The organism is Streptomyces sp. NBC_01478, assembly GCF_036227225.1.
GTDB lineage: Bacteria > Actinomycetota > Actinomycetes > Streptomycetales > Streptomycetaceae > Streptomyces.
The window spans coordinates 8,572,839-8,584,669 of the sequence record NZ_CP109444.1 but is presented as its reverse complement, the minus strand read 5'-3'; the positions used below and the strand labels follow the sequence as shown (position 1 = coordinate 8,584,669).

The window sequence follows — 11,831 nt, the reverse complement described above, 5'->3', positions numbered from 1 at the left end:
CTCGCTCCGGACGGTCCACGGGACCGGTCCGGGCTCGCTTCACGTGTGGGAAACTGGTCTAGACAACCCTGAGACTCTGAAGGGCAGCATCACATGGCTGAGCGCCGCGTCAACGTCGGCTGGGCGGAGGGCCTTCACGCCCGCCCCGCCTCCATCTTCGTCCGGGCCACCACGGCCTCGGGTATCCCCGTGACGATCGCCAAGGCCGACGGCAACCCCGTCAACGCGGCCTCCATGCTCGCGGTTCTGGGCCTGGGCGCCCAGGGCGGCGAGGAGATCGTCCTCGCCTCCGACGCCGAGGGCGCGGACGCGGCCCTCGACCGGCTGGCGAAGCTGGTCGCGGAGGGTCTCGAGGAACTCCCCGAGACCGTCTGAGGAACCCGCAATTGATGGTTGCGGTGATTCCGCCGCAAAACCGATGTGCCGCAACCTCGAAGGGCTCGCCCGAATTACCGGGCGAGCCCTTCGCAATTCCACTTGCGGGCAGCAGAAATAATCCCCCGCGAATTAGTCTCTCTTTGTATACGGTGCCCGTGTTAATGCCGCAGGCCCGACATGTTTACGGGAGGTTGCGAAGTCCTCACACGGTCCGCGCCGCCCGCCCCTCCGGGAAAGCGCAGCCGGTGCGCGCTGCCCGCGCGCTCGGTGTGCAGGGCGGTGATCGCTCGCGCGCGCTCGCTGTCGCCGCGCGCCACCGCGTCCACGATGGCCCCGTGCTCGGCCCAGGACTCGACGGGGTTGGCCGGCGCGTCCACCGCGTACATCCAGGCGATCTTGTGCCGCAACTGGGTCAGCATCGAGGTCAGCGCGGGGCTCCCGGAGGCCTGGGCCAGCGTCTCGTGGAACCAACTGCCCAGGGAGCGCAGATCCTCGCTGTTGCCCCGCCTGGCGCGCTCCTGGCCCAGCCTGACGAGGCCGCGCAGCACCTTCAGATGGGCCTCGGTGCGCCGCTGGGCGGCCCGCGAGGCGCCGAGCGGCTCCAGCAGCATCCGCATCTCCAGCAGGTCGGCGGCCTCCTGCTCGGTCGGTTCCGCGACGCACGCGCCCGCGTGCCGCCGGGTCACCACGAACCCCTCGGCCTCCAGCGTGCGCAGGGCCTCCCGCACGGGGACGCGCGAGACGCCGTACCGGCGCGCGAGGAGTTCCTCCGTGAGCCGGCCGCCGCGCTCGTAGACACCGGCGACGATGTCGTCCCGGATCGCCGTGCATACCGAGTGCGCCGGAATACGCATGTCCGACCTCCGCCTTAATCCCCGTGAAACGTCGACGATTGACGTGTGTTCCGTGACTCTATTGCAATGAGCGGGAATTTCCGATGGCGGGCCGGAATCCATGGATATTTTTTGGACAGGCGGGCTCCGGAAACGCCGAAAGCCCCGGCCGGGCGGGCTGGGGCTTCAGGAAGTGCGGCGCCGCGTCGTCAGACGTTCACGCCGTGCTTGCGGAGGTAGGCGACGGGGTCGACGTCCGAGCCGTACTCGGCGGTCGTACGCGCCTCGAAGTGGAGGTGCGGTCCGGTGACGTTGCCGGTCGCCCCGGAGAGGCCGATCTGCTGGCCCGGGGTGACGCTCTGGCCGACCGAGACACCGATGGACGACAGGTGGCCGTACATGGTGTACATGCCGTCGGCCATCTTGATCACGACTTCATTGCCGTACGAGCCGCCCCAGCCGGCCTCGACGACGGTGCCGGAGCCCACCGCGTGCACGGAGGTGCCGGTCGAGGCGTGGAAGTCGATGCCGGTGTGGGCACCGGAGGACCACAGGGAGCCTCCGGTCTTGTAGCCGGTGGACACATAGGAGTCGGCGACCGGCGCGACGAAGGTGTTGAGCCTCTTGCGCTCGGCCTCGCGGGCGGCGCGTGCCTCGGCCTCACGGGCCGCCTTGGCCTGCGCGGCGGCCTTGGCGCGGGCGGTCTCCCTGGCCTGCTGCTCGGCGGCGGCCTCACGCTGGGCGGCGGCCTGGGCGTCGATCTTGTCGGCCACGGAGTCGCCGATGGCGACGACGGGGGTGAGGCCGGTCTGTTCGGGGGCGGGCTCCGCGGCGAACGCCGGGGCGGCGGCCAGGGTGCCTACGACGCCGGAGGTGGCGAGAGCCGCGACACTCGCGGCACGAACGGTGGTGCGGTGGGTCCGGCTCGGGCGACGGTGCTTCCCGGTGGCGCGGGTGAACGCCATGAAGTGGCTGGTCCTTTCCTTCCTTCTCGCCTACCGGGTTAGCTGACGGGTTCGGAGCAGGAAGGTCTCCTACGGACCCCCTCGCTGCGCGCGGGCGTCCGATTCACCCCAGGGACGTGGGTCCCCGGCTCCCCTGGCTCGCGCCGTACGGGGACTCGGCGATGACTGTCCGGTGCCACGAGTGCGGCGCGGTGCCTGACGGACAGCCGGACCGACGCTAAAGGGGGCCACTTTCAATCCCCAAACGGATCACGGTTTTTGTTGCACATGCCACAGGGCAGACAGGCAACCTCTCCCCCAATTCGGACAATAGGGAGCCCTGGTGACGCTTCAGTCACCAGGGCCTCCCCACGCGCGTGTGCCGCTACCGCGTCTACTCCGCCGGAACGACGGTCACTTCGCCGATGCCGAGGGCCTCCACGGGCTCCTTGATCTGCTCCGCGTCGCCGACGAGGATCGTCACCAGCCGGTCCACCGGGAAGGCGTTCACGACCGCCGCGGTGGCCTCCACGGTGCCGGTCGCGGCGAGTTGCTGGTACAGCGTCGCCTGGTAGTCGTCGGGCAGGTGCTGCTCGACCTGGTCGGCCAGCGTGCTCGCGACGGCCGCGGCGGTCTCGTACTTGAGCGGCGCCACCCCGACGAGGTTCTGTACGGCGATGTCCCGCTCGGCGTCGGTGAGTCCGCCCTCGGCGAGCTTGCGGAGCACCGTCCACAGGTCGTCCAGCGCGGGACCGGTGTTCGGGGTGTCCACGGAGCCGCTGATGGCGAGCATCGACGCGCCCGTGCCGTCGGGTGCCGAGCGCAGCACCTGGCCGAACGCGCGCACACCGTAGGTGTAGCCCTTCTCCTCGCGCAGGACGCGGTCCAGGCGGGAAGTGAGGGTGCCGCCGAGGCAGTACGTGCCGAGCACCTGCGCGGGCCACACGCGGTCGTGCCGGTCGGAGCCGACGCGGCCGATGAGCAACTGCGTCTGGACGGCGCCGGGTCGGTGCACGATCACGACCCGCCCGGTGTCGTCGGCGGTCACCGGCGGCACGGGGCGCGGCTGCGCGGTGGAGCCCGTCCACGAGCCCAGGGTGTCCGCGAGCAGGGCGTCCAGGTCGATGCCGGTGAGGTCGCCGACGACCACGGCGGTGGCCGTGGCGGGGCGGACGTGCCGTTCGTAGAAGGCGCGTACGGCCCCGGAGTCGATCTTCTGGACGGTCTCCTCGGTGCCCTGGCGCGGGCGCGACATGCGCGAGGTCGCCGGGAACAGCTCCTTGGAGAGCTCCTTGGCGGCGCGGCGGGACGGGTTGGCCGTCTCGTGCGGGATCTCGTCGAGGCGGTTGCGGACCAGCCGCTCGACCTCGCTGTCCGCGAAGGCGGGCGCCCTGAGCGCGTCGGACAGCAGACCGAGCCCCTTGGCCAGGCGCGAGGCCGGGACCTCCAGGCTCAGCCGGATGCCCGGGTGGTCGGCGTGCGCGTCGAGGGTGGCGCCGGAGCGCTCCAGCTCGGCGGCGAACTCCTCGGCGGAGTGCTTGTCGGTGCCCTCGGAGAAGGCGCGCGCGGTGATCGTGGCGACACCGTCCAGGCCGGCCGGTTCGGCGTCCAGGGGTGCCTCCAGGAGCACCTCGACGGCGACGACCTGCTGGCCGGGACGGTGGCAGCGCAGCACGGTCAGGCCGTTGCCCAGCGTCCCGCGCTCGGGCGCCGGGAAGGCCCACGGCCTGGCCTCGCCGGCCTGGGGCTGCGGGTGGAATTCCATCGTGGCGAGCTCGGTCACTTGGCCGCCTCCTCGTTCTCGTCGCCGGCCTCTGCTTCGTCATCCTCGTCCGCGATGGGCTCGTACACGAGCACCGCGCGGTTGTCGGGGCGCAGGCGGGCCTTGGCGGCCTCCTGGACCTCCTCCGCCGTCACGTCGAGGACGCGCTGTACGGCGGTCAGGGCGAGCTGCGGGTCGCCGAACAGGACGGCGTACCGGCACAGTTCGTCGGCGCGGCCCGCGACCGTGCCCAGCCGGTCCAGCCACTCGCGCTCCAACTGGGCCTGGGCGCGCTCCATTTCCTCGGCCGTGGGGCCCTCCGCCGCGAACCGGGCGAGCTCCTCGTCGATGGCGGCCTCGATGACCGGCACCTCGACGTCACCGGACGTCTTGACGTCCAGCCACCCCAGGGAGGGCGCTCCGGCCAGCCGCAGCAGACCGAAGCCGGCCGCCACGGCCGTACGGTCGCGTCGTACAAGGCGGTTGTAGAGGAGAGAGGACTCGCCGCCGCCCAGGATGGTGAGGGCGAGGTCGGCCGCGTCGGACGCGCGCGTGCCGTCCTCCGGGAGCCGGTAGGCGCACATCAGGGCGCGGGCCGGGACCTCCTCGACGACGACCTCGCGCAGCTCGCCGCCCATCGTGTCGGGCAGCGAGCCGTCACGGGGCGTGGGCTTGCCGTCGTGCGCCGCGATGGACCCGAAGTACTTCTCGATCCAGGCGAGCGTCTGCTCGGGGTCGATGTCGCCGACCACGGACAGGACCGCGTTGTTGGGCGCGTAGTAGGTGCGGAAGAACGCGCGCGCGTCCTCCAGGGTGGCCGCGTCCAGGTCCGCCATCGAGCCGATGGGCGTGTGGTGGTAGGGGTGGCCCTCCGGATAGGCGAGGGCGGTCAGCTTCTCGAACGCCGTCCCGTAGGGCACGTTGTCGTAGCGCTGACGGCGTTCGTTCTTGACGACGTCCCGCTGGTTCTCCATGGACTCTTCGTCCAGGGCGGCCAGCAGGGAGCCCATGCGGTCGGCTTCGAGCCAGAGGGCGAGCTCCAACTGGTGGGTGGGCATGGTCTCGAAGTAGTTCGTGCGCTCGAAACTGGTGGTGCCGTTGAGCGAACCGCCCGCGCCCTGCACCAGCTCGAAGTGGCCGTTGCCCTTCACCTGTCCGGAGCCCTGGAACATCAGGTGCTCGAAGAGGTGAGCCAGGCCGGTACGCCCCTTGACCTCGTGGCGGGAACCGACGTCGTACCAGAGGCACACCGCCGCGACCGGGGTCAGGTGGTCCTCGGAGAGCACCACGCGCAGACCGTTGGCCAAACGGTGTTCGGTCGCTGTCAGACCGCCGGACCCTGCCTCGGCGGTGGCCGTGTGACCCATGGGCATGTACGTCCCTTCGATCGCGGATTCTCTGGCTGGAACCGCAGAAATCCTGCTCGTCCCGCCACTGTATGCAAGCGTGCGGACCGTCGGCGAAGTTCCCGGCGGACGTACGCCGAGAGCGAGATCGCGTAGCCTGCGGGCAGTCGCACACGTGGACCCACGCGGCAGCCGTCGGTGACGGAGCCGAGCGGCCAACGCCGGGTCCTGGTCCGCGTTGTCAGTGCCGCGGTCCACAATGGTTCACGTCAAGACCCCGTTCACGCTTCAGCACGAGTGAGCCGAAGGGGAGCGACCCCCAGGCGAGCGACCAGAAAAGAGGAGCCGGCAGCGATGGCCCGCCGCAGCACGAAGACCCCGCCGCCCGACGACTCGTTCGAGGAGCGGATCCTCGACATCGACGTCGTCGACGAGATGCAGGGCTCCTACCTTGAGTACGCGTACTCGGTCATCTACTCCCGAGCCCTGCCGGACGCCCGGGACGGCCTGAAGCCGGTCCACCGACGGATCGTCTACCAGATGGACGAGATGGGCTTGCGTCCCGACCGGGGGTACGTCAAGTGTGCTCGTGTCGTCGGTGAAGTAATGGGCAAGCTGCACCCGCACGGCGACGCGTCGATCTACGACGCCCTGGTGCGCATGGCGCAGCCCTTCTCGATGCGCGTGCCGCTGGCCGACGGCCACGGCAACTTCGGCTCGCTGGGCAACGACGACCCGCCGGCCGCCATGCGGTACACCGAGTGCCGGCCGTCCGAAGCGGCCAACCTGATGACCGAGTCGATCGACGAGGACACGGTCGACTTCACCCCGAACTACGACGGCCAGGAGCAGGAGCCGGTGGCCCTGCCCGCCGCCTTCCCGAACCTCCTGGTGAACGGCTCGTCGGGCATCGCCGTCGGCATGGCCACCAACATGCCGCCGCACAACCTGGGCGAAGTCATCGCCGCCGCCCGCCACTTGATCCGCTATCCGAACGCGGACCTGGACAGCCTGATGCGGCACGTCCCCGGCCCCGACCTGCCGACGGGCGGCCGGATCGTCGGCCTCACCGGCATCCGGGACGCGTACGAGACGGGCCGCGGCACCTTCAAGATCCGCGCCACGGTCGCCGTGGACAACGTGACAGCGCGCCGCAAGGGCATCGTCGTCACCGAACTGCCCTTCTCCGTAGGCCCCGAGAAGGTGATCGCGAAGATCAAGGACCTGGTCGGCGCGAAGAAGCTGCAGGGCATCGCCGACGTCAAGGACCTCACCGACCGCGCGCACGGCCTGCGCCTGGTCATCGAGATCAAGAACGGCTTCGTACCGGAAGCGGTCCTGGAGCAGCTCTACAAGCTGACGCCGATGGAGGAGTCCTTCGGCATCAACAACGTGGCGTTGGTCGACGGCCAGCCCCTCACGCTGGGCCTCAAGGAACTCCTGGAGGTCTATCTCGACCACCGCTTCAATGTCGTACGGCGACGCAGCGAGTTCCGCCGCACCAAGCGGCGCGACCGCCTCCACCTGGTGGAGGGCCTGCTCACCGCGCTCATCGACATCGATGAGGTCATCCGGATCATCCGCTCCAGCGACAACTCCGCGCAGGCGAAGCAGAGTCTGATGGAGCGCTTCTCACTGTCGGACATCCAGACGCAGTACATCCTGGACACGCCGCTGCGCCGGCTCACCCGGTTCGACCGGATCGAGCTGGAGTCGGAGATGGAGCGACTCACCGCGGAGATCGCGGAGTTGACCCGCATCCTGGAGTCGGACACCGAGCTGCGCAAGCTGGTATCGACCGAACTGGCCGCGGTGGCAAAGAAGTTCGGCACCGACCGGCGTACGGTCCTGCTGGAGTCGGCGGGCGCCCCCTCCGCCACCGTGCCGCTCCAGGTCGCCGACGACCCGTGCCGGGTGCTGCTCTCCTCGACGGGCCTGCTGGCCCGTACGGCGAACGGCGAACCCTTCCCGGAGGACGCCGAGGCCCGGCGCGTCAAGCACGACGTGATCGTCTCGGCGGTCCCGGCGACGGCCCGCGGCGAACTGGGCGCGGTCACCTCGGCCGGCCGCCTCCTGCGCATCAACGTCGTCGACCTCCCCCAGCTCCCGGAGACGGCCGCCGCGCCGAACCTCTCCGGCGGCGCGCCGGTCACGGAGTTCGTCTCCCTGGACGAGGGCGAGACGGTCATCTGTCTGACGACCCTCGACGAGTCGTCCCCGGGCCTGGCCATCGGCACGGAACAGGGCGTCGTCAAGCGCGTGGTCCCCGACTACCCCACGAACAAGGAGGAGTTGGAGGTCATCACGCTCAAGGACGGCGACCGGATCGTCGGCGCCGTCGAGTTGCGGACCGGCGAGGAGGACCTGGTCTTCATCGCGGACGACGCCCAACTGCTGCGCTACCAGGCCTCCCAGGTGCGCCCCCAGGGCCGCGCGGCCGGCGGCATGGCGGGCATCAAACTCACCGAGGGCGCGAAGGTCATCTCCTTCACGGCCGTCGACCCCGCCGTGGACGCGGTCGTCTTCACGGTCGCGGGCTCGCGCGGCACGCTCGACGACTCCGTCCAGACGACGGCCAAGCTGACCCCGTTCGACCAGTACCCCCGCAAGGGCCGCGCCACCGGCGGCGTCCGCTGCCAGCGCTTCCTGAAGGGCGAGGACTGCCTCTCCCTGGCCTGGGCGGGCCCCGTACCGGCGAAGGCGGCCCAACGGGACGGCACACCGGCGGAGCTCCCGGAGATGGACCCGCGCCGCGACGGCTCGGGCGTGTCGCTCCCGAAGACGGTGTCGGTGGTGGCGGGCCCGGTGTAGCCGCTGCCCTCCTCAGGCTTCGGGCTCCAGGTCCAACTCGGGCTCCTGGTCCGGCTCTTGTACGTAACGCAGGACGCCCCACATGCCGTGCTCGTCGGCGTGTGGGGCGTCGTCGTCCTTGCACGCCTCCAACTCCTTGCCGAGGGCGGGCAGGTCGAGGCCGGTGCCGATGAGCACGAGCTGGGTCAGCCGGGTGTCGCCGTCCGCCCAGGGCTCGGGATAGAAGCGCAGGAACCGTCCTACGGCGTGCACGGCGTACCGGTTGCGGGCATCGTGGGCGCCGAAATCGACGTACCCCTTGATGCGGTAGAGCCCCTCGGGCCTGCTGTCCAGGAACGTCATCAGCCGTCGCGGATCCATGGGCGCACTGTCGGAGGCGAAGGAAAGACTGTCGTAGGCGGTGTGCAAGTGGTCGGCGTGCGCGGCGTGTTCGTCCCCCTCCTCACCGGCGTGGTCGTGCAGGTCGTCGAAGGTCAACTGCCCGACGCGTTCCTCGCTCGGCCGACAGTCGAAGAGGAACTCCGGGTCGATACGGCCGTAGGTGGCGGGCACCACGGCGGCTCGGTCGGTGAGCGAGCGGACGAGTCCGAGGACCCGCGGGGCGTCGACCGCCCGGTCGAGCTTGTTCACGACGACGAGGTCGGCGAGGGAGAGATGCCGGTCGATCTCGGGGTGCTTCGCGCGCGTGTCGTCGAACTCTGCGGCGTCGACGACCTCGACGAGCCCGCCGTAGACGATCCCCGGATGCTCGCTGGCGAGCAGCATGCGCACCAGTTCCTCCGGTTCGGCGAGCCCGCTGGCCTCGATGACGATGACGTCGATACCGGCGGCGGGCCCGGCCAACCGCTCCAGGTAGACGTCGAGTTCACTGGCGTCGACGGCACAGCACAGGCACCCGTTGCCGAGCGAGACGGTCGAGTCGCCGAGTGCACCGGCCACGGCGAGCGCGTCGATCTCGATCGCCCCGAAGTCATTGACGATGGCGCCGATACGGCTGCCTCCGCTGCGGTGCAGGAGGTGGTTGAGCAGGGTCGTCTTGCCGGAACCGAGGAATCCGGCGAGGACGAGGACCGGGATCTGCGGGCGACTCGGCCCCGAGCCGGGATTCGGGACCGGAACCGATGCCGGATCCGTACCGGGGCTTGCGCTCGGACTCGGGCGCGGACTCGGGCGCGGGCTTGCGCTCGGGCTCGGGCTTGCGCTCGGGCTCTGCTGGCTCAACGTGCGACCTCTTTCACGCCGACGCGTGCACCGGATCGCGGCCGGATGGTCGGGTGCACGTACGGAGGTTGAATGCCGCCCCAGGATACGAGCCGGAAGAATCGCCGCGAAGTGAACGATTGTTAGCAGCACTTGCGGGGCAGACGTTGGGGAAGGCGCCGGTTCGTGCGACCCTCGCTTCCCTCCGTGCGCCTCCTCTCCGCCTCCCTGCCGATCAGAGCCGCTCGGCACTCTGGGAGACGGCAAGCGCCGCCCATCGCTCGCCGGTCCCCATCAGTCGACCCGCACCCCGACGACCGGCGGACGGCCGCCTGATTCGGGGGTTGTTGACATGGCCACACGGAACACGGGGACACGAGGGCTGAGCACAGCAGCCGTGTCCGGCATCGGGGCAGCCGCGGGCGCCCTCGCCGGCTTGGCAGTACAGCGCCGACGGCTGCAGGCTCTCCGCCTCCGACTGGAGACCATGGAACGGGCGGTTCACGCCCAGCGGCATGCGGACCTGGCCAGCCAGCAACGGCAGCACTGGGAACTGCTCAGCAAGGCGATCGACGATCCCGAGCTCGCGGAGGTTCTGGACATCTACGAGGTGTCCGTGTCACCCAAGCAGCGCCGCCAGTACCTGTTCGCCAACGCCCTGTACACGAACCTGCTGCTGTACTACCGGATCGGCAATCTGAACAAGGAAGAGTTCTTCAAGCACGTCCGCGGCATGTTCCAGAATCCGATCGTCAGGGACTACTGGCATGCCACGCGGCAGCAGCGCGCGAGCCTCGCCGACACGGACGAGGCCGAACTCGGTTGGCTCGTCGACGAGTTGCTCCAGAGCCTCGAAGAGGCGGACACGGAGGAGTGGTGGGTCGTGGGCGAGCCACCGAGCGCGTGACGGGGGGCGAGGCGCCCGCGCTCGCGAAATCACACCCACGGGCGATAACGAAAAAGTCACGTTTCCCGTTGTCCGAGCGGCTGCTGGGGTTGACTCACACGTGATCGCGTGGAGCGACTCCACAAGACCGTCGCCCACGCCGCAGGATGACGAGCACACCCCACAGGGCCGCTTCGTTCCCCGCCGCTGCTGTGTGCAAGAAACGAAACGTCATTCGCGCAATCAGAGGAAACCAACAGTGAGTCAGATCATCCGCCGCCTCGGTGCGTCGCCACGCGACAGAGGCAGCACAAACGGTGGGACGTGTCCAGACATCTTCGAATTGGCCGACGGCAGCTTCGCCATCATCGGCACGGACGTCACTGACTCTCTGGACTCCCGTCTCCCGGCCGACGCCGCGCGCGCCGACTACGAGCGGATCGTGGTCATCACTCGCGAGACCCTGATCCGGGCCAAGGCCGATATTCCAGAGGCCTGAAGGCCCCGGTCTATCCCCACTCTGCCACCTCCAAGGACCACAGATGAGCATCCATCTCGGGCGGAAGAACGCCTGCCGATCGCCAGGCGACCCTCTCCGCATAGCACGGCGCATCGGCCTCCCTCCGCGGTCGCGTGACAGCCACTCCGGCTCGACCTGTCCGGACGTCTTCGAACTGACTGATGGCCGGTTCGCGGTAATCGGCACAGAAGAGACCACGAAGATCCAGCAAGCGTATCCGGACATGCGGGAATTGAACCGATACGAAATCGTCGTGGTGGTCGACCGCGAGACGCTGACTTGCGCCAGGGCCTTCATCCCTGACAAGTGACATGCCTGCCTGCCTGCGCCAACTCTCCCGGAGCAGGCAGGTGCTCACGCCCTCACCCTCACAGCGGTGTCCGTTTCTCCGCCTGCGGCCGGGGCAGAATGCCGCAGGCCGAAATGGGGAGAGGCAGATGGCGACACATCGTCCGATACGTCGATCGATCTTATCGGTGAGCTCCTGGGTCGCGGCGGCGATAGCCGGCACGGCCCTGGTGGGCGCGGCTTCCGTCGTGGTGAGCGGCTGGCTCGTGAGTGGCGTCGAAGAAGCCAACGGCAATCGGCAGACGGCGCTCGAACGCAGCTCCATCGGTGACTACTTCGGCGGGGCAAGCGCTGTCTTCTCGGGGCTGGCACTCATCCTGCTCGTGGTCACACTCCTGTTCCAACAGCATGAACTGCGGATGCAACGCCAGGAACTCAGCATGCAGCGCGAGGAGTTGGTCTCTTCCCGCCAGGAGTTGCGGCGTAGCGCGGAAGCGGATCTACGCAGCCTGCACGTGCAGCTGACGCAGATGCAGATGGCAGACCCCGCCCTGGCGGAGGTCTGGAACGACTATCCCGGGGAATCGCCGCGGACTCTCCGCCAGAACCTCTTCGCCAACCTCACCTTCGGTCACTACCTGCTCGTCTACAGGTGGGGCGGCATCACGGAGCCCGAGATGCTCGCGCACGCCCAGCGGCTCGTCGCGAGCCCTGTCTTCAACCGCTACTGGGCCAGTTCACGCAGCGCCAAGGAAGCCCTGCCTCCCGACAGCGCGGAAGGCCACCTGTTCAGGATCTTCGAGCAAGCAATCCAAGAAGCACGGCATCGGGGGACGCCGCCGACCCCCTCGGCTCCTTGAAAC

At 69.3% G+C, this 11,831-nt stretch carries 11 protein-coding genes and 1 riboswitch; of the genes, 6 read left to right on the top strand and 5 right to left on the bottom strand.

Annotated elements, in window-relative coordinates; genetic code table 11:
- Positions 1 to 93 precede the first annotated feature (93 nt).
- Positions 94 to 375, top strand: a complete 282-nt coding sequence (locus OG223_RS38820; RefSeq protein ID WP_013000229.1) for an HPr family phosphocarrier protein — start codon at positions 94 to 96, stop codon at positions 373 to 375.
- Positions 376 to 536: 161 nt separating this feature from the next.
- On the opposite strand, the gene OG223_RS38815 is transcribed toward OG223_RS38820, so the two are convergent.
- The 4 genes from OG223_RS38815 to OG223_RS38800 all read right to left on the bottom strand — a co-directional run bounded on the left by OG223_RS38815 (position 537) and on the right by OG223_RS38800 (position 5,290).
- Positions 537 to 1,232 (bottom strand): GntR family transcriptional regulator, encoded by a 696-nt coding sequence (locus tag OG223_RS38815; protein WP_329259153.1) that lies wholly within the window; start codon positions 1,230 to 1,232, stop codon positions 537 to 539.
- A 188-nt stretch (positions 1,233 to 1,420) separates the two neighbouring features.
- The gene (locus OG223_RS38810; protein WP_329259150.1) at positions 1,421 to 2,176 is read right to left on the bottom strand and encodes a M23 family metallopeptidase; all 756 of its coding nucleotides are present in this window, start codon (positions 2,174 to 2,176) and stop codon (positions 1,421 to 1,423) included.
- A gap of 13 nt (positions 2,177 to 2,189) precedes the next feature.
- Positions 2,190 to 2,347, bottom strand: a riboswitch (cyclic di-AMP (ydaO/yuaA leader).
- 202 nt (positions 2,348 to 2,549) lie between these two features.
- Positions 2,550 to 3,938, bottom strand: a complete 1,389-nt coding sequence (locus tag OG223_RS38805) for a M16 family metallopeptidase (RefSeq protein WP_329259147.1) — start codon at positions 3,936 to 3,938, stop codon at positions 2,550 to 2,552.
- Positions 3,935 to 5,290 (bottom strand): M16 family metallopeptidase, encoded by a 1,356-nt coding sequence (locus OG223_RS38800; protein WP_329259145.1) that lies wholly within the window; start codon positions 5,288 to 5,290, stop codon positions 3,935 to 3,937. The genes OG223_RS38805 and OG223_RS38800 overlap by 4 nt, the downstream gene beginning before the upstream one ends.
- Before the next feature lie 327 nt (positions 5,291 to 5,617).
- Between OG223_RS38800 and OG223_RS38795 the strand changes: the two genes are divergently transcribed.
- Entirely contained in the window at positions 5,618 to 8,074 is a 2,457-nt protein-coding gene (locus tag OG223_RS38795; RefSeq protein WP_329259142.1) for a DNA gyrase/topoisomerase IV subunit A, read from the top strand.
- A 12-nt stretch (positions 8,075 to 8,086) separates the two neighbouring features.
- Here OG223_RS38795 and OG223_RS38790 read toward each other — a convergent pair whose 3' ends face one another.
- Positions 8,087 to 9,151, bottom strand: coding sequence for a CobW family GTP-binding protein (locus OG223_RS38790; protein ID WP_329265712.1), 1,065 nt, complete (start codon positions 9,149 to 9,151; stop codon positions 8,087 to 8,089).
- Between the two features lie 475 nt (positions 9,152 to 9,626).
- Here OG223_RS38790 and OG223_RS38785 point away from each other — a divergent pair, with 475 nt between their 5' ends.
- The 4 genes from OG223_RS38785 to OG223_RS38770 all read left to right on the top strand — a co-directional run bounded on the left by OG223_RS38785 (position 9,627) and on the right by OG223_RS38770 (position 11,828).
- Positions 9,627 to 10,181 carry a DUF6082 family protein gene (locus OG223_RS38785; protein WP_329259139.1) on the top strand — a complete coding sequence of 185 codons (555 nt, stop codon included), beginning with the start codon at positions 9,627 to 9,629 and terminating at the stop codon, positions 10,179 to 10,181.
- Positions 10,182 to 10,419: 238 nt separating this feature from the next.
- On the top strand, positions 10,420 to 10,659 hold the full coding sequence (locus tag OG223_RS38780; RefSeq protein WP_329259136.1) for a hypothetical protein: 240 nt from the start codon (positions 10,420 to 10,422) through the stop codon (positions 10,657 to 10,659).
- Between the two features lie 43 nt (positions 10,660 to 10,702).
- Entirely contained in the window at positions 10,703 to 10,990 is a 288-nt protein-coding gene (locus tag OG223_RS38775; RefSeq protein ID WP_329259133.1) for a hypothetical protein, read from the top strand.
- 166 nt (positions 10,991 to 11,156) lie between these two features.
- Positions 11,157 to 11,828: a DUF6082 family protein gene (locus OG223_RS38770; protein ID WP_329259129.1), complete on the top strand. Its 672-nt coding sequence runs from the start codon at positions 11,157 to 11,159 to the stop codon at positions 11,826 to 11,828.
- Positions 11,829 to 11,831 lie beyond the last annotated feature (3 nt).

Bases quoted from the DNA above. Each gene is read 5' to 3' on its own strand.
- OG223_RS38820 (WP_013000229.1), top strand. From the start codon at position 94: ATGGCTGAGCGCCGCGTCAACGTCGGCTGGGCGGAGGGCCTTCACGCC.
- OG223_RS38815 (WP_329259153.1), bottom strand. From the start codon at position 1,232: ATGCGTATTCCGGCGCACTCGGTATGCACGGCGATCCGGGACGACATC.
- OG223_RS38810 (WP_329259150.1), bottom strand. From the start codon at position 2,176: ATGGCGTTCACCCGCGCCACCGGGAAGCACCGTCGCCCGAGCCGGACC.
- OG223_RS38800 (WP_329259145.1), bottom strand. From the start codon at position 5,290: ATGCCCATGGGTCACACGGCCACCGCCGAGGCAGGGTCCGGCGGTCTG.
- OG223_RS38795 (WP_329259142.1), top strand. From the start codon at position 5,618: ATGGCCCGCCGCAGCACGAAGACCCCGCCGCCCGACGACTCGTTCGAG.
- OG223_RS38785 (WP_329259139.1), top strand. From the start codon at position 9,627: ATGGCCACACGGAACACGGGGACACGAGGGCTGAGCACAGCAGCCGTG.
- OG223_RS38775 (WP_329259133.1), top strand. From the start codon at position 10,703: ATGAGCATCCATCTCGGGCGGAAGAACGCCTGCCGATCGCCAGGCGAC.